At 69.5% G+C, this 26,124-nt stretch carries 23 protein-coding genes; 8 read left to right on the top strand and 15 right to left on the bottom strand.

Annotated elements, in window-relative coordinates:
* Positions 1–9 precede the first annotated feature (9 nt).
* Positions 10–777 carry an enoyl-ACP reductase FabI gene (fabI, locus tag GKO32_RS22910; RefSeq protein ID WP_154758943.1) on the bottom strand — a complete coding sequence of 256 codons (768 nt, stop codon included), beginning with the start codon at positions 775–777 and terminating at the stop codon, positions 10–12.
* A 36-nt stretch (positions 778–813) separates the two neighbouring features.
* Complete coding sequence (gene fabG / locus GKO32_RS22905; protein WP_312868376.1) at positions 814–1,518, bottom strand: 3-oxoacyl-ACP reductase FabG; 705 nt, start codon at positions 1,516–1,518, stop codon at positions 814–816.
* 242 nt (positions 1,519–1,760) lie between these two features.
* Here fabG and GKO32_RS22900 point away from each other — a divergent pair, with 242 nt between their 5' ends.
* A complete protein-coding gene (locus GKO32_RS22900) occupies positions 1,761–2,225 on the top strand; it encodes a tRNA (cytidine(34)-2'-O)-methyltransferase (RefSeq protein WP_312868403.1) in 465 nt (154 codons plus the stop codon).
* On the opposite strand, the gene GKO32_RS22895 is transcribed toward GKO32_RS22900, so the two are convergent.
* From GKO32_RS22895 to GKO32_RS22875, 5 genes are all read right to left on the bottom strand, one after another.
* Positions 2,222–3,202 carry a VWA domain-containing protein gene (locus GKO32_RS22895; RefSeq protein WP_312868375.1) on the bottom strand — a complete coding sequence of 327 codons (981 nt, stop codon included), beginning with the start codon at positions 3,200–3,202 and terminating at the stop codon, positions 2,222–2,224. The genes GKO32_RS22900 and GKO32_RS22895 overlap by 4 nt on opposite strands.
* Complete coding sequence (locus tag GKO32_RS22890) at positions 3,199–4,137, bottom strand: DUF58 domain-containing protein (protein ID WP_312868374.1); 939 nt, start codon at positions 4,135–4,137, stop codon at positions 3,199–3,201. Before GKO32_RS22890 ends, GKO32_RS22895 begins: the two co-directional genes overlap by 4 nt.
* Positions 4,137–5,204: an AAA family ATPase gene (locus tag GKO32_RS22885; RefSeq protein WP_312868373.1), complete on the bottom strand. Its 1,068-nt coding sequence runs from the start codon at positions 5,202–5,204 to the stop codon at positions 4,137–4,139. Before GKO32_RS22885 ends, GKO32_RS22890 begins: the two co-directional genes overlap by 1 nt.
* Positions 5,205–5,286: 82 nt before the next feature.
* On the bottom strand, positions 5,287–5,832 hold the full coding sequence (gene mobA, locus GKO32_RS22880) for a molybdenum cofactor guanylyltransferase (RefSeq protein ID WP_154758940.1): 546 nt from the start codon (positions 5,830–5,832) through the stop codon (positions 5,287–5,289).
* Positions 5,833–5,841: 9 nt separating this feature from the next.
* Positions 5,842–7,176, bottom strand: coding sequence for a C40 family peptidase (locus tag GKO32_RS22875; RefSeq protein WP_376765990.1), 1,335 nt, complete (start codon positions 7,174–7,176; stop codon positions 5,842–5,844).
* 163 nt (positions 7,177–7,339) lie between these two features.
* Between GKO32_RS22875 and GKO32_RS22870 the strand changes: the two genes are divergently transcribed.
* The 3 genes from GKO32_RS22870 to GKO32_RS22860 all read left to right on the top strand — a co-directional run bounded on the left by GKO32_RS22870 (position 7,340) and on the right by GKO32_RS22860 (position 12,256).
* Positions 7,340–7,792 (top strand): hypothetical protein, encoded by a 453-nt coding sequence (locus tag GKO32_RS22870; RefSeq protein ID WP_154758938.1) that lies wholly within the window; start codon positions 7,340–7,342, stop codon positions 7,790–7,792.
* Positions 7,789–9,102: a flagellar basal body-associated FliL family protein gene (locus GKO32_RS22865; protein WP_154758937.1), complete on the top strand. Its 1,314-nt coding sequence runs from the start codon at positions 7,789–7,791 to the stop codon at positions 9,100–9,102. The genes GKO32_RS22870 and GKO32_RS22865 overlap by 4 nt, the downstream gene beginning before the upstream one ends.
* 340 nt (positions 9,103–9,442) lie before the next feature.
* Positions 9,443–12,256: an aconitate hydratase gene (locus tag GKO32_RS22860; RefSeq protein WP_312868372.1), complete on the top strand. Its 2,814-nt coding sequence runs from the start codon at positions 9,443–9,445 to the stop codon at positions 12,254–12,256.
* A 270-nt stretch (positions 12,257–12,526) separates the two neighbouring features.
* On the opposite strand, the gene GKO32_RS22855 is transcribed toward GKO32_RS22860, so the two are convergent.
* The 8 genes from GKO32_RS22855 to GKO32_RS22820 form a co-directional block, all read right to left on the bottom strand.
* Positions 12,527–14,152, bottom strand: a complete 1,626-nt coding sequence (locus tag GKO32_RS22855; RefSeq protein ID WP_312868371.1) for a phospholipase C — start codon at positions 14,150–14,152, stop codon at positions 12,527–12,529.
* Between the two features lie 40 nt (positions 14,153–14,192).
* Positions 14,193–15,323, bottom strand: a complete 1,131-nt coding sequence (locus GKO32_RS22850; RefSeq protein WP_154758974.1) for a Dyp-type peroxidase — start codon at positions 15,321–15,323, stop codon at positions 14,193–14,195.
* A gap of 47 nt (positions 15,324–15,370) precedes the next feature.
* A complete protein-coding gene (locus GKO32_RS22845) occupies positions 15,371–16,528 on the bottom strand; it encodes an EfeM/EfeO family lipoprotein (protein WP_312868370.1) in 1,158 nt (385 codons plus the stop codon).
* Between the two features lie 266 nt (positions 16,529–16,794).
* Entirely contained in the window at positions 16,795–17,211 is a 417-nt protein-coding gene (locus GKO32_RS22840; protein ID WP_154758973.1) for a nitroreductase family deazaflavin-dependent oxidoreductase, read from the bottom strand.
* Between the two features lie 55 nt (positions 17,212–17,266).
* Positions 17,267–18,256, bottom strand: coding sequence for an L-histidine N(alpha)-methyltransferase (egtD, locus tag GKO32_RS22835; RefSeq protein WP_154758934.1), 990 nt, complete (start codon positions 18,254–18,256; stop codon positions 17,267–17,269).
* Positions 18,253–19,011, bottom strand: coding sequence for an ergothioneine biosynthesis protein EgtC (egtC, locus tag GKO32_RS22830; RefSeq protein WP_312868368.1), 759 nt, complete (start codon positions 19,009–19,011; stop codon positions 18,253–18,255). The genes egtD and egtC overlap by 4 nt, the downstream gene beginning before the upstream one ends.
* Positions 19,004–20,350 carry an ergothioneine biosynthesis protein EgtB gene (gene egtB, locus GKO32_RS22825; protein WP_208024516.1) on the bottom strand — a complete coding sequence of 449 codons (1,347 nt, stop codon included), beginning with the start codon at positions 20,348–20,350 and terminating at the stop codon, positions 19,004–19,006. Before egtB ends, egtC begins: the two co-directional genes overlap by 8 nt.
* Positions 20,351–20,355: 5 nt before the next feature.
* Entirely contained in the window at positions 20,356–21,609 is a 1,254-nt protein-coding gene (locus tag GKO32_RS22820) for a glutamate-cysteine ligase family protein (RefSeq protein WP_154758933.1), read from the bottom strand.
* A gap of 137 nt (positions 21,610–21,746) precedes the next feature.
* Between GKO32_RS22820 and GKO32_RS22815 the strand changes: the two genes are divergently transcribed.
* From GKO32_RS22815 to GKO32_RS22800, 4 genes are all read left to right on the top strand, one after another.
* Positions 21,747–22,340: a TetR/AcrR family transcriptional regulator gene (locus GKO32_RS22815; RefSeq protein WP_154758932.1), complete on the top strand. Its 594-nt coding sequence runs from the start codon at positions 21,747–21,749 to the stop codon at positions 22,338–22,340.
* Between the two features lie 203 nt (positions 22,341–22,543).
* Entirely contained in the window at positions 22,544–23,878 is a 1,335-nt protein-coding gene (locus tag GKO32_RS22810; RefSeq protein ID WP_154758931.1) for a hemolysin family protein, read from the top strand.
* Positions 23,875–24,918 (top strand): hemolysin family protein, encoded by a 1,044-nt coding sequence (locus tag GKO32_RS22805; RefSeq protein ID WP_154758930.1) that lies wholly within the window; start codon positions 23,875–23,877, stop codon positions 24,916–24,918. The genes GKO32_RS22810 and GKO32_RS22805 overlap by 4 nt, the downstream gene beginning before the upstream one ends.
* A 6-nt stretch (positions 24,919–24,924) precedes the next feature.
* Entirely contained in the window at positions 24,925–25,800 is an 876-nt protein-coding gene (locus GKO32_RS22800; protein WP_154758929.1) for a 3-methyladenine DNA glycosylase, read from the top strand.
* Positions 25,801–26,124: the final 324 nt, after the last annotated feature.

Below are 26,124 nucleotides of genomic sequence, written 5' to 3'. Positions count from 1 at the left end.
CGTGACCGGTCAGATTCCGAGGGCGTGCACTCCGCCGTCGACCCAGATCATCGAACCGGTGGTGGCGGGCAGCCAATCCGAGAGCACGGCGCAGATCGACTTCGCGACCGCCGTCGGGTCTTCCGCGGCCCAGCCGAGCGGCGCGCGGTCGCCCCAGCCGCCTTCGAGCTCGCCGAACCCGGGGATCGACTTCGCGGCCATCGTCTTCACCGGGCCCGCGGACACCAGGTTGACGCGGATCCCCAGCGGGCCGAGTTCCCTTGCCAGGTAACGGTTCACCGACTCCAGCGCCGCCTTCGCGACACCCATCCAGTTGTAGGCGGGCCAGGCCACGCGCGCGTCGAAGTCCAGCCCGACGATCGACGAGCCACGCGACAGCAGCGGCAGCACCGCGGTCGCGAGCGACTTGAACGAGAACGCCGACACCTCGACCGCGACCGACACATCTTCCTTCGGCGCGTCCAGGAACGGCGCTCCGAGGCAGGTCTGCGGCGCGAACGCGATCGCGTGCAACACCCCGTCGAGCCCGTCGACATGCTCGCGCACGCGGTCGGCGAGCGTGTCCAGGTGCTCCTGGTTCTGCACGTCGAGCTCGATCACCGGGGCGGGCTCGGGCAGCCGCTTGGCGATGCGCTCGACGAGCGAGAGCCGGCCGAAGCCGGTCAGCACCACCTGCGCGCCCTGTTCCTGGGCCGCTTTGGCGGCGTGGAACGCGATCGAGGCGTCGGTGATGACACCGGTGATCAGCAGCCGCTTACCTTCGAGCAGTCCGGGCAATTCCAGTCCTTTCTACGGTGGGAAAACTGCGGTGCCTCAGTGCCCCATGCCGAGGCCGCCGTCGACGGGCAGCACGGCACCGTTGACGTAGCCGGCCTCGTCGGAGGCGAGATACCGCACGGCGGCGGCGATCTCGGCGGGCTCCGCGTAACGGCCGGCGGGGATCTGGGCGAGCGCTGCGGCGCGCTGGTCGTCGTTGAGGGCGTCGGTCATGTCGGTGACGACGAACCCGGGCGCGACGACGTTCGCGGTGATGTTGCGGGAGCCCAGCTCGCGGGCCAGCGACCGGGCGAGCCCCACCAGACCTGCCTTGCTGGCGGCATAGTTGACCTGGCCCGCGCCGCCGGAAAGCCCGACAACCGACGAGATGAAGACGAACCGGCCCCACTTCGCGCGCAACATCCCGCGAGAGGCACGCTTCGCGACCCGGTAGGCGCCGGTGAGGTTCGCGTCCACCACGCTGGTGAACTGCTCCTCGCTCATCCGCATCAGCAGTGTGTCCTGCGTGATGCCGGCGTTGGAGACGAGCACCTCGACCGGGCCCTGGTGCTCCTCGACCTCCTTGAAGGCAGCGTCGATCTGCTCGGAGTCGGTAACGTCGGCCTGGACGCCGAACAGCCCCTCGGGCGCGCCCGACCCCCGGTGCGTCACGGCCACCTGGTGCCCCTGCGCTGCCAGATCCCGCGCGATCGCCAGACCGATACCGCGGTTGCCGCCGGTGACCAGTACGGACCGTCCCACCTGTACTCCTCATCTCGTTACCCGGCTGTGCCGAGGTGAGGTTATCCGCCGCACCGCCCGAGGCACGCACCCGCCACCACTACCCCCGGGTAAGGGACCACCGTCACAGAACGCCGGCTCCTGCATCCCGCCGGCGAGGCATTCTTTCCGGCGGTTTTCGTCGTGCGCTCTGGCCCCCTGCCCACCACACGAACAGCCGCCCGGCGGCGCCTCCTCCGCGCGGAGGGACAATGATCCTCAGGGTGTTCCGCATCCTCTTCTACCGGCCCGAGATTCCGCCCAATACCGGCAATGCCATCCGGCTGTCGGCGAATACCGGGGTCGAGTTGCATCTCGTCGAGCCGCTCGGGTTCGCCTTCGAGGACAAGCAACTCAAGCGCGCCGGGCTGGACTACCACGATCTTGCCCATGTCCGGGTGCATCCGGATCTCGGCGCCGCATGGGCCGCATTGTTGCCCGCCAACGTGTATGCATTCACCGCCCGCGCCGAGCATCGGTACACCGATGTCGCGTACCAGGCGGGCGACGTGCTGATGTTCGGGCCCGAGTCGGCCGGCCTACCGGACGACGTGCTCGCGGCGCCGGAGATCACCGACCGGGTGCGGCTGCCCATGCGGCCCGGGTCCCGCTCGCTGAACTTGGCCAACACGGCATCGATCGCGATCTACGAAGCCTGGCGCCAGCACGATTTCCGGTTCGGAGCTTAAGGTAACCGCTGCCCGAGGAACAGCGCGCTGCCCGCCCCCGCGATCAGCGCCAGGGTGCCCAGCACCACCCACGGTCTGCTCGCGTCCGCTTCCTTTGTCTCGTAACCGATCTGCTCACCGAGGTCCGCATAGACCGCCTTGAGTTGTTCGGCCGAACCCGCCTGGTAGAACTCCCCGCCGGACAGGCGGGCGACCTCCTGCAGCGACCCGTCATCCACGTCCACCGGAACCTCGCGGCCGTCGATGGTGACCGTGCCGTGGTTGGTACCGAACGAAATCGCCGAGATCGGGACCTGTTCCTTCTTCGCCTCCTCCGCCGCGGTGAACGCACCGCGCGGGGCGTAGAGGTCCTCGGGCACCGTCTGCTTCCCGTCGCTCATCAGCACCACGCGTGCGGGCGGCGGCCCATCCGCGCCGCCGACGACGGCCGAGAAACCCGAAACCGCTTGCAGCGCGGCGTAAATCCCCTCACCGGTCGCCGTGGACTGCGCCAGTTTCAGGTTCGCGATCGCGTTGACCACACTTCGCCGCTCCGTGGTCGGCGCCACCAGCACCGTCGCGGTGCCCGCGAACGACACCAGCCCCAGGTTGATGCCCGGCGTCAGCCCCTTTGCGAACTGTGTCGCCGCGTCCTGCGCCGCCTGGATGCGCGTCGGCTTGACGTCGGTCGCCTCCATCGACAACGAAACGTCGATCACCAGCATCACGGTCGCCCGGTTCCGCGGCACCTTCTGCTCGGCGGTCGGGCCGGCCAGCGCGACCGTCAACAGCAGCATTGACACGATCAGCAGTACCGCTGGCACATGCCGCGGCCAGCCCTGCGACCGGGGCGCGACCCGGTCCAGCAATTCCAGGTTGGAAAACCGCATCATGCGCCGGCGCCGCGCGCGCAGCGCCAGTACATAACCCACCACGACCGCGGCGACCACGATCAGCAGCAGGAACCACCACGGCGCACTGAACCCGCCGATGCTCACGCGGCGCCCCCCGACCACCGTCGCTTGCGGGCCACCACGAACCGGACGGTGTCGGCGATCCAGTCGGAATCGGTGCGCAGCACCAGATGCGCGGCACCGGCCTGCCGCAGTGCCCGCGCCACCTGGTCCCGGTGCGCTTGTGCAGCCGCGGCGAACTCACGCCGCAGCAACGCCGTCGCGCGCACCTCCCGTTGCCGCCCCGTCTCCGGGTCGGCCAGCACGATCGTGCCCACCTCCGGCAGATCCACGTCCCGCGGGTCGATCACCTCGACCGCGATCAGCTCATGGCGCCCCGACAACCCCCGCAGCGGACGCTGCCAGTCCAGCCCGCCCAGGAAATCCGACACCACGACGGCCAGCCCGCGCCGCCGCGGCGGGCGGCGCAACTGCTCGATGAGCGCCCCGAGATCACCACGGGTGCCTTCCGCCGCCCGCGGCAACTGGGCGAACGTGCGCAGCAGGCCGCGGGCGTGCGCCCGGCCGCCGCGAGCCGGTACCCGGACCGTCTCCGCGCCGTTGGACAACACCGCGCCGAGCCGGTTTCCGCCACCCCCGGTCAGATACGCGATCGCGGCGACGGCGCACAGCGCCAGGTCCCGCTTCTCGCACAGCGCGGTCCCGAAGTCGAGGCTTGCCGACAGGTCCGCGGCCACCCACGTCTCGAGTTCGCGGTCGGCGATCGTTTCCCGGATGTGCGGCACCGTGGTGCGCGCGGTGACGGCCCAGTCCATCCGGCGGACGTCGTCCCCCGGCTGGTACGGCCGCGCCTCCCCCGGCTCGGACCCGGGGCCGGGCACCAGCCCGAGATGGTTGCCCTGCAACAGCCCGTCGAGCCGGCGCCGAACCTCCAGCTCCAGCATCCGCAGCCCCGCTTCGAGCCGGTCACCCCGCAGAACCGGCGGCGCCCACGCAGGCCTGTTCTCCTGGTCCGCCACTAGTAGCCCGCGGCGCCCATGGGGGCCGGTTCACCGGGGCCGGCCTGGGGGCGGGCCGAGACCTGCGGCAGCGGCACGGTCTGCAGGACACGGTTGACGATGTGGTCCAGCGGTACCCCGTCGGCAAGCGCGTCGTAGGACAGCACCAGCCGGTGCCGCAGCACATCCGGCACGACGTCGACGACATCCTGCGGCAGCACGTAGTCCCGGCCGCGGACCAGCGCGAGCGCCCGCGCGGCGGCGATGATCCCGAGGCTCGCCCGCGGCGACGCACCATAGGACACCCAGCCCGCGACATCGGTCAGGCCGTGGTCGGCGGGCGTGCGGGTGGTGAGCACGAGCCGCACCACGTAGTCGACCAGCGCGTGGTGCACGAACACCTTCGACGCCACGCCCTGCAACCGGACCAGCTCGGCGGGGCTGAGCACCTCGTTCGGTTCGGGCGGGGTGACGCCCATCCGGTAGATGATCTCCCGTTCCTCTTCGGCTGTCGGGTAGTCGACGACGATCTTGAACAGGAACCGGTCACGCTGCGCCTCCGGCAGCGGGTACACGCCCTCGTTCTCGATCGGGTTCTGGGTGGCCAGCACCAGGAACGGGTCCGGCATCGGGAAGGTCTTGCCGCCGATCGACACGTGCCGCTCGGCCATCACCTCCAGCATCGCCGACTGCACCTTCGCCGGCGCCCGGTTGATCTCGTCGGCCAGCACGAAGTTCGCCACCACGGGACCGAGCTCGACGTCGAACCGCTCGCTGCCCTGCCGGTAGATCCGGGTGCCGAGAATGTCGGCCGGGACGAGGTCGGGCGTGAACTGCACGCGCGAGAACGTGCCGCCGACCACGCGCGCAACCGTCTCCACGGCAAGGGTCTTGGCGACGCCGGGGACGCCTTCCAGCAGCAGGTGCCCCTTGGCCAGCAACCCCACCAGCAGCCGCTCGACCAGCCTGTCCTGCCCGACGATCACCCGCTTGACCTCGAACACGGTGCGTTCGAGCAACTGGCCGTCCCGGGCCGGGGTCGTGGCCTGCCCACCGGCCGCGGGTTCGGCGTAGCCGGGCTCGGTCACGGTTGCCTCCTCGATCACGTTCGCTTTCCGTGTGCGACCGTAGCGCGAGTCAACTCCACGGCCGGTATGAGGGCTGTGAGCTTCACGAATGCCGTAGTCGATCTTCGGGTGTGTCGATGTCCGCGCTCTCCCCCGGCAGCTCCGGCACCTCCACCGGGTCGAGCGCGCCGAACACCTTCCACAGCGGGACATCCGACGCCTCGGCGGGTAGCACCGCACGCAGTTCCGCCGTCCGCCACACCCCGATGAGCCACTGCCTGCGGCCACCGGCGTCGACGAGGACCGCGCCGCCGGCGTTCCCCAGCGCCGCCCTCAGTCTGTCCACTGTGGACCGGCGGATCGCGACGAGGTCACCGGCGAGCACCGCCACCGGCCCGTGATCGGGCACGACCGCGAGCCCCGCCGCCAGCGCGGCCACCGGTCCGGAGCCGGGCGGGTCCTCCCGCACCCAGCGCACGCCATCCACCCCGGGCCGCCTCGGCCCCGCGACCACGATCGGGTCCGCGCCCGCGAGCGCGTCGATCGCGTGGCGCAGCAACGGTTTCCCGCCGAACTCGAGCATCGGTTTGTCCACACCGGACAGTCGGCGTGCGGCACCTCCGGCGAGCACGATGCCCGCGAAACTCATCGGTCCAGGCTATCCGGCGAGGCGGACCGCATACGGCAGGATGTCGCCGTAGCGCACCGGGGTCACCCGCACCACCATGCCGGACTGCGGCGCCTCGATCATCATCCCGTTGCCCAGGTACAGGGCCACGTGGTGGATGTCCCAGCGCCCCCAGAAGAGCAGATCACCTCGGCGCATCTGGGACAGCGGGACCTGGCGTCCGGCCGTGTACTGGTAGCCGCTGTAATGCGGCAGCGAGACAGCGCCGCCATAGGCGTAGATCATCAGCCCCGAGCAGTCGAACCCGATCTTGCGGTAGTCCCCGTAGGCGTCGGCGACCCCGCCGTCCCGGATCCCGAGCGTCGGGCCGCTGGCGTTGCCTCCGCCCCACGCGTACGGCATGCCCAGCTGCGCCATCGCCCGCGCGATGGCCCGCTCCACGATCGATCCCGAAACGCCGGTGACCGGCCGGACGACCCCGCCACCTCCGCCGCCGGCACTGCCCTTGCTCGCGGCGAGCGCGGCCTGGCGTGCTCGCTCCTCGTCCTCACGCTGTTTCTGCGCGAGCCAGTCCTGGTACCGCTGGCGCTGCCCCTGCAGACCCGCGACGCGCTGCTGCGCGGTGTAAAGCTCCTGCTCGACGGAGTTCTTGTTCGCCTCCAGTGCCGCTGCCTGTGCGGCCTGCCCCTGCTGGGCCTGCACCGCGGCGGCCTGCGCGGCGTCGGCGGTGTGCTTGGCGGCCTCGGCGGCGGCCTGCTTCTGCTGGGCGATCTCGAGGGCGGCGCGGGCGGCGGCGTCCTTGTTGGACTTGTCCGTCTGCGCCTGCTCCATCAGCTCGAGCCCGTTGAGCTGGCTCCCACTGACCGAGGACAGCAGCTGCGCGCGGGCCAGCAGGTCCTTCGGGCTGTTCGAGCCGAGGTAGGCCGAGATCGAGCCCATCGTGCTGCCCTGCTGGTAGCTGCCCGCGATGAACCCGTCGAGCTGCCGGCGTGCGACCTCGATCTGCTGGGCGGCGGCGTCGGACTCGCGGCGCGCGGCCGCGGCATCGGCCTGTGCCTGGGTGGCCGCGTCCTCGGCGGCCTGCTGGTCCACCAGCGCCTTGTTGGCCCGCTCCATCTTCAACTCGACCTGGTCCTGCAAGTCGGCGAGGCGGGACTCGGCCTCGGCGAGCTGGTTGGTCAGCTGCCCGACCTCGCCTGCTTTCGCGTCGGCCTGCGCCCGGCTGGAGTTGATCTCGTTGTCACTGGGGTTGGGCGGCGGGGGCGGTACCGCGGCCGCCGTGCCGGCGACGCCGAAGGCCGCGACCAAGGCCAGGACACCGGCGGCCGCCCTGCTGGACCAGCGCTGACGCGTCGTGTTCGGCACGCGTTCCCCCTCCGGCTCGGGACACAACTCCCCACACTCGAGCCACAGGCGTATCACACGTATCACCAGGAACTTCACCCTCTCGCGCAACATCTCCCCGTACGGGGGACCCTTTTCACCGCATCCGGCGTCTCAGGTCCGGAAATGCGAAAGGAGCCTGACCATGACCGGTTTTCGCCGGATACCGCCGTGGGCCGCGGCGACAGGGGTGGCCATCACGGTGCTGGGCACCTTCCTGCCGTGGTTCCACTCCGGCACCGTCGAGCGGCACAGCTACCAAGCCGCCGCTCTGGCCGGGCGGTTCGGCCTCCTCGGCAACACCATCGCCGACGGGGCGCTGCGGATCTGGGTCGCGATCCCGCTGGCGAGCGCGGTGTGCCTTGGCTTGTTCGCGCTCGGCTTCGCGCGCACCGCCGCGGCGCTCACCACGCTGCTCGCGATATCCGTGGGAACCGTTGCCCTACTGGCCACCGTCCGAAGTGGCGGCGGGACCACGGGGATCACCACGACCGGTCCCGTCACGACCTTGTCCGGCGCGATCGTCGCGCTGGCCGGTGCGCTCGGCACGTTCGCCGTGCGCAGCCGCCCGACCATGAGAACTGGGGAAAACCGATGACCGCGCCCGGTCCCGGCTGGCAGCCCTATCCGCCGCAGCAGCCGCCTTATCCGCCGCAGCCGCCCTATCCCCCGGGTTACGGGATGCCGCAGCCACCGCGTAAGCGCCGCCGCGGGCTGCTCATCGGCCTGGTGATCGTGCTGGTCGCCGCCCTCGGCGGCGGCGGGACCTGGTACCTGGTCGCGCGTCAGGATGACGGCGCGAAGACGCCCACCGAAGCCGCGCTGAAGCTGGCCAGTTCCGTCGGCAACAGTGACCTCGTCGGGGTGCTGGACAGCCTCGTTCCGTGGGAGGCCACGCTGTTCACCGACCCGTTGCGGGACGCGACGAGCGAGCTCAAGCGGTTGCAGGTGCTCGACCAGAGCGCGGACCCGAACGCGGTGAGCGGCATCAAGGTCAGCAGCCAGAATCTGACGTTCGACGAGGCCGGCGCGGAGCGCGTCAACGACCACCTCACGATCACCAAGCTCACCGGCGGCACGCTCACCGTGACCAGCGACTTCGGCAAGCTGCCGCTGGCCAAGCAGTTCCTCGACGAGGCGCTGCCCGGTAGCGCCCGCCCGCAGGGCACCGAGACCGAGACGATCAACATCGCCGACGAGGTCCGGAAGACCGGTGAGCCGGTCCGTATCGCCACCGTCGAGGTCGAAGACCGGTGGTACCCGAGTCTGATGTACACGATCGCCGACTACGCGCTCAAGGACGCCGGGAAGCCGTGGCCGTCGACCTCGATACCGGATGTCGGCGCGTCCTCGCCGCAGGAGGCGGTCAAGCAGGTGCTGCAGGCGGCGCTGGATGAGGACACCCGGCGCGTGATCGAACTGCTCCCGCCCACCGAAATGTCCGTCCTGCACGACGCGGGGCCGGCCATTCTTCAAGCGGCACAAGGAAAACCGGAACCCGGGGAGGTCCAGATCACCGACTTCGCCGCGGAGACATCGGCGGTCACCGGCGGGACGCGGGTGACGGTCACCAACGTGCAGCTGCGCAACGAAAAAGGCGAGCGCCTCGGCGCGAAGAAGTCGGGCGATTGCTACGAGGTCACCTACATGGACGAGACACAGCGGATGTGCGCGAACGACCTCACCGAGCAGCTCGACGACGCGGCCGGTTCGCTGCCCTCGGAGGTCCGCGAGGTGCTGCGGCACCTGGTGAACGGGCTGCTCGCGCAGGGCCTCGGCGTGGTCACCATCGAGTCCGGCCAGAAGCACTACGTCAGCCCCATCCGCACCCTGACCGAACAGGGCATGACCGTGCTCCGGTCGCTGCAGCCCGGTGACATCACCACTCTGCTGAAATTCGCCGACTAGGGCCGCGCGAGTTGACCTTTCCCGCCGCGCGAGTTGCGCGTTCCCGCCGCGCGAGTTGCGCGTTCCCGCCGCGCGAGTTGCGCGTTCCCGCCGCACGCAACGCTCAACTCGCGCGCTCCCAACGCTCAACTCGCGGGAGCCTGAAGCTGGTCACGTGGGTCACGCTTGCCAGCAAAAAAGGACAAGCGTACTGTTTGACCTGCAGGGAGCCTGCGCCGTCCCCCCGCGTCTGCGGACGCCGTACGGGTGCGCCAGACTCGCCTGGGAGACCCGAACTGACGACCGGGACGCCGCCGAAGGCACCACACCGCGCGGCGGCGTCTGAGCCCTGGAGACAGACGTGACCGCACCTGCCAGCAAGGACAGCTTCGGCGCCCGCGACACCTTGAAGGTCGGTGACGCCTCCTACGAGGTGTTCCGCCTGAACAAGGTCGAGGGTTCGCAGCGACTGCCCTACAGCCTGAAAATCCTGCTCGAGAACCTGCTGCGCACCGAGGACGGCGCGAACATCACCGCCGAGCACATCCGCGCGCTCGGCAACTGGGACGCCACCGCCGACCCGTCGATCGAAATCCAGTTCACCCCGGCCAGGGTGGTGATGCAGGACTTCACCGGTGTGCCGTGCGTGGTGGACCTCGCCACGATGCGCGAGGCCGTCACCGAACTCGGCGGTGACCCCGACAAGGTCAACCCGCTCGCCCCGGCCGAACTCGTCATCGACCACTCCGTGATCATCGACGTATTCGGCCGGGCCGACGCGTTCGAGCGCAACGTCGAGATCGAGTACGAGCGCAACCGGGAGCGCTACCAGTTCCTGCGCTGGGGCCAGAACGCGTTCGAGGAGTTCAAGGTCGTCCCGCCGGGCACGGGCATCGTGCACCAGGTCAACATCGAGTACCTGGCGCGCACGATCATGGCCCGCAACGGCCAGGCCTACCCGGACACCGTCGTCGGCACCGACTCGCACACCACGATGGTCAACGGGCTCGGGGTGCTCGGCTGGGGCGTCGGCGGGATCGAGGCCGAGGCCGCGATGCTCGGCCAGCCGGTCTCGATGCTCATCCCGCGCGTCGTCGGCTTCAAGCTGACCGGGGAGATCCCGGCCGGCGTGACCGCGACCGACGTGGTGCTGACGATCACCGAGATGCTGCGCCGGCACGGCGTGGTCGGCAAGTTCGTCGAGTTCTACGGCGAGAGCGTCGGCGCGGTGCCGCTGGCCAACCGCGCCACCATCGGCAACATGAGCCCCGAATTCGGCTCCACCGCGGCGATCTTCCCCATCGACGAAGAGACCCTGCGGTACCTGAAGCTGACCGGCCGCTCCCCCGAGCAGCTCGCGCTCGTCGAGGCCTACGCCAAGGAACAGGGCCTGTGGCACAACCCGGCGCACGAGGCCACCTACTCCGAGTACCTCGAGCTGGATCTGTCCACTGTGGTTCCGTCGATCGCCGGCCCGAAGCGCCCGCAGGACCGCATCGAGCTGTCCGACGCGAAGTCCTCGTTCCGCAAGTCGGTGCACGACTACGCCGAGGACGACCAGCGCACCCCGCACACCAACGTCGACGAGGCCGTCGAGGAGACCTTCCCGGCCAGTGACCCGGCGACGCTGTCCTTCGCCGACGAGGAAGACACTGCTGCCGTTCCCAGCGCGGCCAACGGCTCGTCGGGCCGCCCGACCAAGCCGGTCACGGTGAAGTCCGCGGAGCGCGGCGAGTTCGTGCTCGACCACGGTGCCGTGGTGATCGCCTCGATCACCTCGTGCACCAACACTTCGAACCCGTCGGTCATGCTGGGCGCGGCGCTGCTCGCCCGCAACGCAGTGGACAAGGGTCTGTCGGTCAAGCCGTGGGTGAAGACGTCGATGGCGCCGGGCTCGCAGGTCGTCACCGACTACTACGAGAAGGCCGGGCTCTGGCCGTACCTGGAGAAGCTGGGCTACCACCTCGTCGGTTACGGCTGCACCACGTGCATCGGCAACTCGGGCCCGCTGCCCGAGGAGATCTCCGCCGCGGTGCAGGAAAACGACCTCACCGTGGTGTCCGTGCTGTCGGGTAACCGGAACTTCGAGGGCCGGATCAACCCCGATGTGAAGATGAACTACCTGGCCTCGCCCCCGCTGGTGATCGCCTACGCGCTGGCCGGCACGATGGACTTCGACTTCGAAGAGCAGCCACTCGGGCAGGACCAGGACGGCAACGACGTGTTCCTGCGCGACATCTGGCCCTCGGCGCAGGAGATCCAGCAGACCATCGACTACGCGATCACGCAGGAGATGTTCGCCAACGACTACGCGGACGTGTTCGACGGTGGCGAGCGCTGGAAGTCGCTGCCGACGCCGGAGGGCAAGACGTTCGCCTGGGACGCCGAGTCCACCTACGTGCGCAAGCCCCCGTACTTCGAGGGCATGGCCGCGGAGCCGTCGCCGGTCGAGGACATCGCCGACGCGCGTGTGCTGGCGAAGCTGGGCGACTCGGTGACGACCGACCACATCTCGCCCGCGGGCGCGATCAAGGAGGACTCGCCCGCCGGCCGGTACCTCAAGGAACACGGCATCGCGCGCAAGGACTTCAACTCCTACGGCTCCCGGCGCGGGAACCACGAGGTGATGATCCGCGGCACGTTCGCCAACATCCGGTTGCGCAACCAGTTGCTGGACGATGTGCAGGGCGGCTACACCCGGGACTTCACCCGGGACGACGCCCCGCAGGCGTTCATCTACGACGCGGCGCAGAACTACGCCGACGCCGGTATCCCGCTGGTGGTGCTGGGCGGCAAGGAGTACGGCTCGGGGTCGTCGCGGGACTGGGCCGCCAAGGGCACCCGCCTGCTGGGCGTGCGCGCGGTGATCGCCGAGTCGTTCGAGCGTATCCACCGGTCGAACCTGATCGGCATGGGCGTCATCCCGCTGCAGTTCCCGGAGGGCGAGTCGGCCTCGTCGCTGGGTCTGGACGGCACGGAGACGTTCGACATCGCGGGTATCACCAAGCTGAACAACGGTGAGACCCCGCGCACGGTGCACGTCACCGCGACCAAGGACGACGGAGCCAAGGTCGAGTTCGACGCGGTCGTGCGCATCGACACCCCCGGTGAGGCGGACTACTACCGCAACGGCGGCATCCTGCAGTACGTGCTGCGCAAGATGACGCGCGCCTGATTTCTCCGCGAAAAGCGCCGCGGGCCCGCTTGGGTCCGCGGCGCTTTCCATTTACGCGAGTTGCGCTCTCGGCGCACGCGAGTTGCGCGTTCCAAGCACGCGAGTTGCGCGTTCAATGCGTGCGAGTTGCGCCTTCAGTACGCCACAGTGATCGCGGCCATCTCGTGCCTGTGCCGCCGACCGGCATCGCAACGCACGGAAAGCGCAACTCACTGCCGTGGAAAGCTCAACTCACCCGCACCGAAAGCTCAACTCGCGGTCCGGAGAGGGTCAGCGCACCACGGCACCGGTCTTCGGGTCCAGTTCGACCGCGGGCGCGGGACGCCCGTGGAAGTCGAGCATGTTCCACAGCCCGCCCGCGCGGCTGTCGAACGACCCGCCACCGATGCGGCCGGTGAACCAGTTGTCCTCGATCAGCTGCAGCACCGAGGTCTGGTCGGTCTGCGTGTGGTCGATGAAGTTCGTCTTGGCGAACGGGGACACCACCAGCAGCGGCAGGCGCGGACCGTAGCCACAGCGGTCGGCGAAGTCACCGACGTCGGTCTTCTTGCCGGTGCACATGGCCGAGTCCTGCGACGCGTCGTGCGAGCCGTTGACGATCTTCGACGCGACGTGGTCGTACCAGCCGTCGGAGTCGTCGTAGGCGAGCACGATCGCGGTGGAGTCCCAGTCCCTTGAGTGCTGGATCTTGTTGATCTCGTTCACCACGAACTGCTGCTCGTCCAGCGGGTCGGAGTAACCGGCGTGCCCGTCCTGGTACTCCGGCGCCTTGAGGAAGCTCACCGCGGGCATCGTGCCCGCCGTCAGCGCGGCGTCGAAGTCGGTGATGTCGTACTGGTGGTTGGCCTGGTCGGTCTGCCCGATCGCGGCCACCGAGCTCGGCGGCAGGTGCTTTTCGTTCGCCGTCGACTTGTAGTACTGGAACGGTTCGTGGTGCGGGCTGTAGTCCACCGCGGAGTTGCCGCCGATGTTGGTGTGGGTCTGCCCGCAGACGGCGTAGCCGTTCGCGGTGCCGGTCGGCCGGAAACCGCCCTGGAACCAGCCCCACGTGACGTGCCGGGCGTTGAGCAGGTCACCGACGTTCTGGCCCTGCATCACGCCGAGGTTGTCGGTCGCGGTGTGGTTCTTGTCCGAGCAGTCGTCGTAGGCCGGGTCCGGGTCGTTGATGACCGTGCCGACGCCGCTGGAGTCCGGCGAGGCCACCACGTACGAGTCGCTCACCGGCTTGTGCGTCACCGGGTCCACGGCCTGGATTCCGTGTGTCTGCCCGGAAATCAGGTTGATCGCGCCGGGGGTGGACGGGCCGAACACCGTGTTGAACGAGTTGTCGCTCAGCGCGTAGTGCTGGGCGTAGTTCCACATGCCGGTGACGGTGTTGCCGTCGTAGTAGTCCATGACCAGGCCCGGTTCACCGAACAGGATCGGCTGGCCGGTGCACTTGTCGGTCTCGGTGTGCTCGACGAACTTGTCCATCTTGCCGCCGTCGAACGCCTTCTGCTCCGCGCCGTAGTTGTGGTTCTGGTCGCAGGTCAGCGCCTGGCCCGGCGACAGCCGCTTCGGGTTGTAGGCGTTGGGGTTGTTCTTGAGCAGGTGCGGGGTGAGGCCGTCGGCGTGCGGGGTGTCGCGCGCGGCGGTGAACGGCGTGCCGTCGGTGTTGGCCGCGTCCGGGTAGGTGCCGAAGTAGTGGTCGAACGAGATGTTCTCGCCGAAGATCACCACGACGTGCTTGATCGGTGTCGCCGTGTGGATCCCTTCCGCGTGCTGCGGCTGCAGCGGTTGGGCGCTCGCGCCGCCGACGGCCGTGGTGACGGCCACGGCGACGCCGGCCGCGACGGCGAGCGCACCGCCGCCGAGCAGCGCCCGCTTACGGCGCCATCCGCCGAAAGCTCTGTCCACAATGTCCTCCTGCAGGTGGGTGGGAGCGGTTTCCCTCCGGTCAGGCCATCAGCGCCCGGCCGAAGTGGTCGTCGGGCCCGGTCACTCCGGGCAGTGCGAAGAAGTACCCGCCGCCGAACGGCGAGATGTAGTCCACCAGGGGCTCGTCGATCAGTCGCGTTTGGACGGTCTCGAACTGGCGGGCGATGTCCTGCTGGTAGCAGGTGAAGACCAGGCCCATGTCGAGGTTCCCGTTGCTGTCGATGCCGCGGTCGTAGTTGCAGGCGCGGCGCAGGATGCGGCTCGAGTCGGTCTCCGGCGTCCGCGGGTTGGCCAGCCGGATGTGGCTGGTGAGCGGGATGACGGTGCCGACAGGGTCCTGCGCGTACTGGGGGATGTCGGTCTCGTGCGTGCCGTCGAGCGGCGCCCCGCTGTCGCGGCGGCGGCCGAACATGTTTTCCTGTTCCGACAACGAAACCCGGTCCCAGAACTCGACCAGCATCCGGATCAGCCGGATCACCTGATAGCTGCCGCCGGTCGTCCACGCGGGCTCACCGCCGCCCGCGACCCACACCAGCCGGTCCAGCTCGCCGGCGGCCGGGTTGGCGATGCCGTCCTTGAAACCCATCAGGTTGCGCGGGGTGCCTTCCGGCCGCGGCGGCGAGCTGAACCCGTTGATACGCCAGCGAAGTTGCATCCCACCACGCGTCGCGCGGGCGAGGTCGCGCAGCGCGTGCAGCGCAGTGTCCACTTCGGATGCGGCGAGGGTCAGGCTCAGATCTCCGTGGCATTGCGCGGGATCGAGCGCGTCGTTGGGGAACGTGCGCATCTCGGTCAGCTTCACGGGTTTGCGGTCGGCCAGGCCGTAGCGGTCGTCGAACAGCGATGCGCCGACGCCGACGGTGATGGTGAGCCCGCCGGCGGGCACCTCGGGCCCGAGCACGCCCGAGTCGGCGGGTGGTGCGGTGATTCCCAGCGTGGCGGGCGCGCCGCCGGTGGTGAGGAACCGCGCCCGGTCGGTGATGGTGCGCAACAGATCCGTCAGTTCGGCGCGGTTTTCGGCGATCACGTCGAACGAGGCCACAATGGACGCCGGCGCGGGGGCGCGCAGGATGCCGGACTGGTGTGTGCCATGGAACGGCAGGGTTTCGGTGTCCGCGGCGATCGCCGCGCCGGTGCCGGCCGCGGTCATCCCGGCACCGAGCACGGCGCCGCGCAGGAACGAACGGCGGGGAACGGTCACGGCACCCGCCTCGGTTCGGCGATGGCGGCGATCGGGGCCAGCCGTTCGACCAGCCCGCTGACGGCACCGTCGATCTTCTCGCGCTGCGGCAGGGGCGACCCGGCGACCGGTGGCCAGCTGCCGTCGGGCCGCTGCGCCGCGCGGATCGCTCGCTCCGCGCGGTCCAGCCAATTGTCCACATCGGACAGTGAGAGCCGGGTGGACAGCAAGGGGCGCAACACGTTCAGCACGGCACGCGTCCCGTCGAGGTTGGCCAGCGCGGTGGCGAGGGTGGTGCCGCTGCCGTAGTCGGTGTGCCCGGTGAGTTCGAACTGCAGGGTGTTCTCCATGATCTCGTGGGCGCGCAGGCCCAGGTCGTTCGGGTCGATCTGCAACTCCGCGAACCCGTCACGCAGCCCATGGACGTCGCTGTCGAGCCGATCGGCGACGGGACCCAGCGCGGCCAGGTCTTCGCCTCGCCACAACCCGTTCTCGAGGCGGTGGAAGCCGGTGAAACCGGGATCGGCAGTCCCGCCGGGCAACCCGTCCGCGGTGCCGTTGATCGCGCCGTCGGTGTCACCGAAGGCGTCGTAGGCGGCGCCGAGCCGTTCGTAGGACAGATGGGCTTTGAGCCACGCCGTCTCACCGGCGGCGCGGTCACCAGAACGGACGGCGCGCCGCACCGCGTCGGTGTCGGCGGCGAGGGTGTCGAGCCCGGCGCCGACATAGGCCTTGTAGTCCCGCAGCGGACCGAGGAGATCGTTGCGGGACACCGGAACGACGGCGGGTCCTGCCCGTTCGGCGCCGCCGGTGACGGTGACGCTCGGGCCAGTGATCGGGTCGGTTTCCTCGGGCGTGCACCGGAAAGCGTAGGTGCCGTTGCCCAGGGTGACCTGCATCGTGCGCGTCGTGCCGGGGCCGATGCCCTCGACCTCCCCGAAGATCGTGCCGGTCGCCGGGTCGACGAGATCGGCCTCGGCGGTGACCGAACCGGTGTTGCGGACCTGAAAAGTCTGCGGGCCCGGTTTCGGTTCGGTCCAGCCCTGCCCGCACGCGGACCGGGAAACCGTGATCACCGGATCGCCGCCGGTCACCGCCGAAGTGGTGCGCCAGATCGCGATGCCCCCGACGGCCACCACGATGACCAGCACCACGCCCCAAACCCAGCGCGACACCGTGCTCCTCAGCTGCCTCGAATGGATGAAGATTGCTGGCGAAGCGTATGGGGCGGAAGTGAATTCCGGGCCGCACGGACGGGAGCGCGGGAGAATTTCAGCGAGTGTTCACGCGCAGTTACTGATCCGACCTAAAGTAGGCGGACACCGTACGCGGCCGGCCTGCTCGTAGAAACCCATTTCCGCCGTGGCTGCCGTCGGATTGGCAACAAATGGCACAGTACTCGCATCCGGGTCGAAACCGGATATACGCGGCACCACGGAAATCAGCGCCGGGTGAGGACGAACAACGGCAGCTCCCGGCCCGCTTCGGCGCGTTCCATTGCGAAACCGGGCCAGAAGTCCAGCACCTCACGCCACAGCCGCTGGTACTGCTCCCCGGTCACTTCGGTGGCCAGCACCGGTATCTCGCGGCGGCGCACCTCGACGACGGCGTCGGGCTGGGCGCGCAGGTTGCGCGCCCAGTCCGGATCACGCGGACGCCCCCAGTTCGACCCGACCAGCACGAACTGCTCACCGCGCGGGAAATACAACAGGTTCACCGCGCGCGGCAGCCCGCTGCGGCGGCCGACGGTGGTCAGCCGGATCGAGGGCACGTCGGCGATGCCCAGCAACGACACCCGCCCGCCCGTGAGACGGTGCAGGCGATGGTCGATCCCGGGCACCACCTTGGCCGCGCGCATGGCCCACCGCTGGGAGGCCAGCCAGCGGGCCAGCCGGCTACGGAGCTTCACCTGCCTATTCGATCACTTCGTCCTCGGTCGCCCTGGCCAGGGACACCCCGAACCGGTTCTGTTCGTCGGTCCACCAGCGCTGCACGGCGAACCCGCTCTCGGCCAGCTCGGCCGCGATCCCGGCGGCGCGGAACTTCGCGGAGATCTCGGTGCGGATGTACTCGCCGTCGGCGAAACGCACCGTCAGGTCCGCGCCGGGAATGCGCACGGTCATCTCCTCGCGCGCCCGCAGCCGCATCTCGATCCACTCGTTGTCGGCGTCCCAGTACGACTCGTGCGTGAACCGGCTCAGGTCGAAGTCCGCCCCCAGCAGCTCGTTGACCACCCGCAACATGTTCAGGTCGAACTGCGCCGTCACGCCCGCCGCGTCGTCGTAGGCACGCATCAGGGTGTCCGGGTCCTTCACCAGGTCCGTGCCGAGCAGCAACCACTCCCCCTCGGTCAGCACGTCCCGGACCGAACGCAGGAACTTGCTCCGCTCGGCGGGCAGGAAGTTGCCGATCGTGCCGCCGAGGAACACCACCAGCCGCGGCGGCCCGCCAGGCAGCAGGCCGAGATGCTCGGTGAAGTCGCCGACGACCCCGCGGACGTCCAGCCCGGGATAGTCGGCGCGGATCGCCGTGACGGCCTCCTCGAGTGCCGACGCCGACACGTCCAGCGGCACAAAGGTTTTCAGCGTGCCGCTCGACCGCAGCCCGTCGAGCAGCAGCCGCGTCTTCTCGCTGGAGCCCGAACCGAGTTCGACCAGCGTCGGTGCGCCGGTCACCCTGGCGATCTCGTCCGCCTCCCGCGCCAGGATCTCCCGCTCCGCGCGGGTCGGGTAGTACTCGGGCAGTTTGGTGATCTGCTCGAACAGCTCGCTGCCGCGAGCGTCGTAGAACCACTTGGCCGGCAACCATTTCTGTGCGGCCGAGAAGCCGTACCGGACGTCCTCGCGCAGGGCCGCGGCGGTGTCGGCGGGTTCGCGGTGCACGTCGAGCTCGGGCTCGGTCATGTGAGGGCACTCCGATCAGCGTCGAGAGGAATGATTTCGGTGGAGCCGGCCCTGGCGACGACGGCATGACCGTCGGGCACCGGCACCCAGCCCGGCTCCGTGCCGGTCGGTTCGGACGCGACCACGACGGCCCCGCCGCTTTCGCGGACCGACAGCGAATGGGTCCAGGCCGTGGCGACCAGGATCGTCCCGTCGGTCAGCAGGAAGTTGAGCCGCGAACCCGGTGCGGCCGCTTCCACCTTGGCAGTCAGCTCGGCCGTGGCCCGCACCGGGTCTTCCCCGGCGCGCAGCCGTTCGGCCAGCAGCGCCCACAGCACGGCGGAGTCCGTGGGCGCTTCGAGGGTCAGCAGGTCGGTGACGGGCAGCTTGCCGGCGAGCGCGGCGAGCGAGCCGGGCCAGCCCGTCACCATCCCGTTGTGACTGAACGACCATCGCCCGTCGACGAACGGGGCGACGGACGCTTCCGACACCGGCATGCCCGGCGTGCCGTTGCGCACGGCCGCGACGAATGCCCCGGTGCGCACCGATTCGGTGAGCACGGGCGCGTCGTGGTCCGTCCAAATAGGACTAGCGCGGCGGTACCGCACCGGGGTTTCGCCGGTGTACCAGGCGATCCCGAACCCGTCGGCGTTCACCGTGCCGCCGCCGCGCATGTCCGCGGGCGCGTAGGACTGGTGCCGCAGCGAATGCGGCGCGCCGAACACCAGCCCCGCCGGGGACTCCGGTGGCCCCAGGTACGCCAGATGCCTACACACCGGCGGCGTCCCTGGCGCACCGGAAACCGGCGAAGATCTGCCGCCGGATCGGGTAGTCCCAGTTGCGGAACGTGCCACGGATCGCGGCCGCGTCGGTGCCGAACGAGCCACCCCGCAGGATCTTGTAGTCCGGCCCGAAGAACACCTCGGAGTACTCGCGGTACGGGAACGCGGCGAAGCCCGGGTACCCGTGGAAGTCCGTGCTTGTCCACTCCCACACGTCACCGATCAGCTGGTGCACACCCAGCGGTGACGCACCGGCCGGGTACGCCCCCGCTGCGGCCGGGCTCAGGTGCCGCTGCCCGAGGTTCGCGTGCTCCGGCGTGGGTGCCTCGTTGCCCCACGGGAAGCGCCGCGACTGCCCCGTCGCCGGGTCGAAGCGGGCGGCCTTCTCCCATTCCCGCTCGGTCGGCAGCCGCTTGCCGGCCCAGGCCGCGTACGCCTCGGCTTCGTAGAACGACACGTGCACCACCGGCTGCTCGGCGGGCACGGGCTCGTCGACCCCGAACCGGGCGCGCCACCAGCCGCCGGCCTCCCGCCGCCAGAACCGGGGTGCGGTGATGTCGTGCGCCGAGCGGTACTCCCAGCCCGCCTCGCTCCACCACTGCCGCTGCCGGTAGCCACCGGATTCGAGGAATTCGACGTACTCACCATTGGTCACCGGGGTGGTGTCGATGAAGAACGCGTCGACGCCGACCTCGTGTGCCGGGCGTTCGTTGTCCAGCGCCCACGGCTCGACGCTGGTGCCCATCAGAAACGGCCCGCCCGGCACGAGCACCTCGGGCGGCAGCGGTCCGCTGCGGGCACCCGGCGCCGCCGGCGCGTGCAGCACCGGCTCGCCTTGGCGTAGCTGGTGGGTGGCCAGCATCGTCTCGTCGTGCTGCTGCTCGTGCTGGGTGATCATGCCGAACGCGAACGCCGACTCGATCAGCCGGCGGCCTTCCATCGGCGCCCGTTCCAGCACGTCGAACGCCTTGGCCCGCACCTCGCCGACGTAGTGCCGGGCCTCGGCCGGGCCGAGCAACGGCAGCGACGGCCGGTCCGCCCGCGGGTGCTGGAACGCGTCGTACAAGTCGTCGATATCGGGCCGCAACGGCTCGCGGCCACCCACGTCGCGCACCAGCCACAGCTCCTCCTGGCTGCCGATATGGGCGAGATCCCACACCAGCGGCGACATGAGCTTCGAGTGCTGGCGCACCAGGTCCTCGTCGTCGACCGCGTCGGTCAGCGCCGTGCTGCGGCTCCGCGCGCCGGTCAGCGCCTGCGCCGCGTGCTCGCGCAGCTCGTCGGCGGTCTTCCCCCGGAACATACTCGGGGCTTCGGTCAGAAACTCCGTCATGTCGATCATTCCCTCCCGGCGTGCACCAGCCGTTGCACGCCGTCACCGATCTCGTTGATCGTGTTCTCCGGCAGACCCGTGGCAGGCAGCGCCGCGCAGCCGAGATCCGCGACTTTCCTTGCCACCGCGGCGATCCGCTCGTCGGCCAGCCCGGCACGGGCGGCACAGTCCCACGCGCCGGCCACCGGCTCGCACACCGCCAGCACTTCGTCCACAATGGACGGACTGGACAGCAGCGCGGTCAGCAGCGCCACCGGATGCAGCCACCGGGCCTTCGGCTGCGCGTCGAGATAACGCACCTCGAGGTAGCCGGGCGCCCGCACCGGCGTGAACAGCGTGGTGAGGTGATAGTCCAGATCCGCCTCCGTCGGCGGAACCAGCGCCTCGGCGGCGCCCCGGCGCGCCACCCAGTCCGCGAAGGTGAGCCCGTCCGGCGCGTCCCACGGCTCACCGTCCCGGCGCAGCACCATGAGCGGGGTGTCCATGACCCGGCTGGCCCAGCCCGCGGGCGGGTCGGCCAGCGGGAACGACGGGAAGGTGCGTGCGTGCTCGGCGCCGGCCGCGGCGAGCCAGCGTGCCGACGCGAAGCCGGTGTCCCGTCCCGCGTGGTGCCGTGAGTTGGCGAACGTGGCCAGCAACGGCGGGCCGAGCGCGTGTACCGCCGCCCATCTACGGGGCAGGTCCTCGCTTTCGCCGCTGTCCACACAGATCTGCAACCCGGCGGTGCTGCACATCATGGTGAGCCCGCCGGTACGCAGTCGCGCGAAGCGCCGCTCCATGGCGGCGTAACGCTCCGTGTTCAGCAACCGGGCCGGCGTGCGATGGGGATCAATGCCCGTTTCGCCGAGAACGAACCCCGCCCGGGCAAGCAGTTCGGTCAGATAAGGCAGATCGGCGGATACGGCACGCTCGAGCGCGGCCAGGGATTCCTGTGGCAGCGCGGAAATCTCCACCTGGCCCCCAGGCTCGAGAGTGAGCGGGGAACCGGCGGGAAGAGGTTGTGCGGGACTGTCGGGGGCGAGGGTGCGCGGGGTGTGCGGACCGAGCGCACGGGCCAGATCTTCGGCGCGCAGGGGTCTTCGTGGGTCGTCGGCGTAGTGCACGGTGTATTCCAGCTCCACGCCCAGCAACCGTGGTGGACCGTGTTTGAAGCAGACCGACGCCACGTACGCTTCACCGGCGGCACGGTCCGAGATGACCTTGGCGGCCACTCGGTTCGCACCCCCGGTTCCACCCGCGACCTGGGGAACCGCTGTCATGTCACACCTGTTTCGTTCGGTGGGAACACTTGCCATCGGATGCTATATGCGTGGTACGACAATTTCAGTGCCCAGCCGCGCACGCAGTACGTACGTACGGATTGCGTAAGGACTACTCGGGGTGACAAGATCGGGGAATGCCCCGAGTCAGTCAGGATCATCTGGACGCGCGGCGTCGCCAGATCCTCGACGGCTCACGCGTCTGCTTCGCCCGCTACGGATACGAGGGTGCCACGGTCCGCCGCCTGGAGGAAGCGACGGGCCTGTCCCGCGGCGCCATCTTCCACCATTTCCGGGACAAGGAGTCTTTGTTCCTCGCCCTCGCGGAGGAGGACGCGGCGCGGATGGCCGACGTCGTGGCGGCGCAGGGTCTCGTCCAGGTGATGCGGGAACTGCTGGCCGGCGGCAGTGAGCAACCCGCCGACTGGCTGGGCACCCGGCTGGAGGTGTCGCGGCGGCTGCGCACCGATCCCGAGTTCCGGGCCCGCTGGGCGGAGCGCTCGCAGCAGCTGACCGTCGCAACCCGTCAGCGCCTGCTGCGCCAGCGCGAGGCCGGGAATCTGCGTGACGACGTCGACGTGGATGTGCTCACGTCATTCCTGGAACTGGTGCTCGAAGGGCTCGTGTCGCACCTGGCGATGGGGCTGCCCGCCGACGATCTCGGCCCGGTGCTTGATCTGGTCGAGGAAAGCGTGCGGCGCCACCGAGTGCGGGCTTCGCTGGAACGCTGAGCCTGGCTCCGGCGGGGGCCGCGAAACGGCAACCGCTGGTCATCGCTTCGGGCCGGTACTATGGACGCCACCGCAGCCTTCTTTGCCGAGGAGTGACCTTTACCCGTGCGCGACGCGCAGTCACCTGGTGACAGTACTGAGCCGGGTGACGAACCCGGCGAACCCAGCCATCATCCTGTTTCGCGACCGGCGGGGGCACGGTGATGAATGCCCTGCTCGCGGTCCTCGGCGTCCTGTTGTTCGTGCTGCTCACCGTCGGCACCGGGCTCGCCGTCGCCGCTGAGTTCTCGCTGACCGCGCTGGACCGCAGCACCGTCGAAGCCGATGTACGCCGTCGCGGCGACCGGCGGTCCAAAACCGTTCGCAAGGCCCACGCGCAGCTGTCCTACCAGCTCTCCGGCGCGCAGATCGCGATCACCCTGACGACGCTGATCACCGGGTATCTCGCCGAGCCGCTGATCGGCACCCTGGTGCGCCCGCTGCTCACGGCGATGGGGGTGTCCGAATCCGTCGCGGACGCCGCGTCGCTGGTCATCGCCCTGCTGCTGGCCACCGCGCTGTCGATGCTGCTGGGCGAAATGGTGCCGAAGAACCTCGCGGTCGCGCGGCCGCTGCAGACCGCGCGCGCGGTCATGGGCTACCACTCGCGGTTCTCGGCGCTGTTCCGGTGGCTCGTCGCGCTGATGAACAACAGCGCGAACTGGGTGGTGCGCAAGTTCGGCGTCGAACCGCAGGAGGAGCTGCGCTCGGCGCGGTCCCCGCAGGAGCTCGGGTCGATCGTGCGCACCAGCGCCGAAAGCGGCAAACTCGATACCTCGACCGCGGAACTGCTGGACAAGTCCTTGCGCTTCGGCGGTCGCACGGCCGACGAGCTCATGACCCCGCGGGTGCAGATCGAGTCGCTGACCGTGGACGAGACGATCACCGATCTCATCGCGCTCGCCCGCCGCACCGGCTTCTCCCGTTTCCCGGTCTACCGCGAGGATCTCGATGACGTGCAGGGCGCGGTGCACGTCAAGCAGGCGTTCGCGGTGCCGGCGGCCGAACGCGCGAACGTGCCGCTCGGATCGGTGATGCGGCCGATGCCGACGGTGCCGGAGTCGCTGCCCGGTGACGCGTTGCTGTCGCGGTTGCGGGACTCCCGGTTCCAGGTCGCGATGGTCGTCGACGAATACGGCGGCACGGCGGGACTGGTGACGCTGGAAGACGTTGTCGAGGAGATCATCGGCGACGTCCGGGACGAGCACGACGAGGGCGAGGCGCCCCCGTCGCGGCGGCTGGACACCGACACCTGGGTGGTGTCCGGGCAGCTGCGGCCCGACGAGGTGCGTGAGCTGACCGGCTTCCGCATGCCCGAGGGCGACTACGAGACGATCGCGGGGCTGGTGCTGGAACGGCTCGGCAAGATCCCGGATCCCGGTGACGGCACCGAGGTCGACGGCTGGCGGCTGACCGTCATGATGATGGACCGGCACCGCATCGCGGAACTGAGCGTGCGCCGGCTCGAGCAGCCCGCACCGGCGGAGGTCGTGCGATGAACGACTGGCTCGCCATTGTCCTCGTGGTGGTCCTGCTGCTGGCCAACGCGTTCTTCGTCGGCGCGGAGTTCACCCTGATCTCGTCACGCCGCGACCGGCTGGAAGCGTTGCTGGAACAGGGAAAGACGCGGGCGCGGATCGTGATCAACGCCAGCAGGCGGGTGTCGCTCATGCTGGCCGGGGCCCAGCTGGGGATCACCATCTGCTCGCTGCTGCTGGGCCGGCTGGGCGAGCCCGCGGTGGCGCACCGGCTCGGCGGTTTCTTCGCTGTACTGCACATTCCCGAGGTCCTGCTGCACCCGATCTCGTTCGCGATCGCGCTGGCGTTCATCACGATCATGCATGTGCTGGTCGGCGAGATGGTGCCGAAGAACCTCGCCATCGCCGACCCGGAACGGCTCGCGCTCTGGCTCGTGCCGGTGCACGTCGCGTGGGTCAAGCTCGCGCGCCCGTTCATCTGGCTGCTCAACTTCTTCGCCAACTCGCTGCTGCGCGTGGTGAAGGTCGAGCCGAAGGACGAATTGGAGACGGCCTACACGTCGGCGGAACTGGCCGAGCTGCTCAGCGAATCCCGCCGCGAGGGGCTCCTGGAGCAGTCGGAGCACGAGCGACTGAGCCAGACATTGTCCTCGGTCGCCAAGAGCGTCGCGGATGTGCTGGTACCACTCGACAAACTGACGGTGCTCTCCCCCGAACCGACCGTCGGCGACGTCGAGGAGGCGGTCTCGGCGACAGGGTTCTCCCGGTACCCGTTGTGCTCGGCCGACGGGAACCTCACCGGCTACCTGCATGTGAAGGACGTGCTGGATCAGATCGGCGATCTGCCGCGGACTGCGATCCCGGCGAGCAAGATCCGTGCCCTGACCGATCTGCCGGTGGGCGCGCGGGTCGACAAGGCGTTGTCGGCGATGCGCAAGGACGGCACCCATCTGGCTCGCGCGCTCGACGAACACGGTCGCGCGGTCGGGGTGGTCGCGCTGGAGGATCTCGTCGAGGAATACGTGGGCCGGGTCCGCGACGGCACGCACGTCGCCGCTTGAGTCATCATGGGAGTCGTGCTGGGGCAGAAAGAATGGGTCGCGCGGGAACGCGCGCACGAGCGGCGGGTGCGGGCCTGGACCCTGCCGCACGCCCAGCGGCGCTCGCGCGGCGAGAAGAATCCCGTGCTGGATTTTCTTTTCCAGTACTACACTTTCCGTCCCTCGCAGCTCGAACGCTGGCAGGCGGGGCCGGGCGTCGTGCTCGGTGGTGACGAGGCACGCCGCTTCCTCGCGCGTCCGGGTTACGTCGAGGCGGGCGGCGGGGTCATGCTGGACCCGGCCACGTTCACCGCGAAGAAGGCACGGACGGCCAGAGTTTTCCTTACCCTGCTGGAAAAAACGGCTAGCCGCGCGCCACGGCTGAACTGCTTCGGGCTGCACGAGTGGGCCATGGTGTACCGCGCGGGCGCCGGCGAGGTGCGGCACGACCAGTTGCCGCTGCGACTGGGCGGCGCCGGCACCGACGCGGTCGTCGAGTCGCTCGACATCCGGTGCGGCCACTACGACGCGTTCCGGTTCTTCACCGAGCCCGCCCGACCGCGCAACACGCTGCAGCCGACCCGCGAAACCCAGCCGGAGTACGAGCAACCCGGGTGTCTGCACGCGAATATGGATCTGTACAAGGCTTCCTACAAGCTCGACCCGTTCATCCCCGCGGAGCTGGTCGCGGACTGCTTCGCGCTCGCCGTCGAGATCCGGGAGCTCGACATGTGCGCGAGCCCGTACGACCTTTCCGCGTTCGGCTACCGGCCGGTGTGCATCGAAACGCCGCCGGGACGCGCCGAGTACGTTCGCCGCCAGGCCGATTTCGCGAACCGGGCCGCGTCGCTGCGCGACCGGCTGTTAGCACACTGCAACTATTTACTTAACCTCGGCAAGTAAATAGTGGATGACGCGCCTGGTGACCTTAAGTTTTACTTTTTTCCTTGCCGTATCACATTTTCCTAACGCTGTACCCCTGTTAGGGTGAACGCGTTTTGCCGACCATGCACATAGAGTTGAAAGGTGTACTCGATGGGGCGTCACAGCCGGGACGACGATCCCGCTCCTCGCCTCCCTGAACGACCGCAGGCACCTCGGCGTCCGAATCGCGTGGGACCCCCGACCCCACTGCGCTACGGGCCCAAGTCACAGCCCCGCCCGCACCCGGTCCCGGCCTCTGCGCCGGTCGACGACCACACCACGGTCATCCCGCCGGTCCGTGAC

The organism is Amycolatopsis pithecellobii (assembly GCF_009707865.1).
GTDB lineage: Bacteria > Actinomycetota > Actinomycetes > Mycobacteriales > Pseudonocardiaceae > Amycolatopsis_E > Amycolatopsis_E pithecellobii.
The sequence above is the reverse complement of the archived record's forward strand: the minus strand, read 5'-3'. Positions and strand labels throughout refer to the sequence as shown.

Bases quoted from the DNA above. Each gene is read 5' to 3' on its own strand.
- GKO32_RS22865 (WP_154758937.1), top strand. From the start codon at position 7,789: ATGACCGCGCCCGGTCCCGGCTGGCAGCCCTATCCGCCGCAGCAGCCG.
- GKO32_RS22850 (WP_154758974.1), bottom strand. From the start codon at position 15,323: ATGACCGCGGCCGGCACCGGCGCGGCGATCGCCGCGGACACCGAAACC.
- GKO32_RS22815 (WP_154758932.1), top strand. From the start codon at position 21,747: ATGCCCCGAGTCAGTCAGGATCATCTGGACGCGCGGCGTCGCCAGATC.
- egtD (WP_154758934.1), bottom strand. From the start codon at position 18,256: ATGACCGAGCCCGAGCTCGACGTGCACCGCGAACCCGCCGACACCGCC.
- GKO32_RS22805 (WP_154758930.1), top strand. From the start codon at position 23,875: ATGAACGACTGGCTCGCCATTGTCCTCGTGGTGGTCCTGCTGCTGGCC.
- GKO32_RS22820 (WP_154758933.1), bottom strand. From the start codon at position 21,609: ATGACAGCGGTTCCCCAGGTCGCGGGTGGAACCGGGGGTGCGAACCGA.
- GKO32_RS22870 (WP_154758938.1), top strand. From the start codon at position 7,340: ATGACCGGTTTTCGCCGGATACCGCCGTGGGCCGCGGCGACAGGGGTG.
- GKO32_RS22810 (WP_154758931.1), top strand. From the start codon at position 22,544: ATGAATGCCCTGCTCGCGGTCCTCGGCGTCCTGTTGTTCGTGCTGCTC.
- egtB (WP_208024516.1), bottom strand. From the start codon at position 20,350: ATGACGGAGTTTCTGACCGAAGCCCCGAGTATGTTCCGGGGGAAGACC.
- GKO32_RS22800 (WP_154758929.1), top strand. From the start codon at position 24,925: ATGGGAGTCGTGCTGGGGCAGAAAGAATGGGTCGCGCGGGAACGCGCG.
- mobA (WP_154758940.1), bottom strand. From the start codon at position 5,832: ATGAGTTTCGCGGGCATCGTGCTCGCCGGAGGTGCCGCACGCCGACTG.
- GKO32_RS22840 (WP_154758973.1), bottom strand. From the start codon at position 17,211: ATGCGCGCGGCCAAGGTGGTGCCCGGGATCGACCATCGCCTGCACCGT.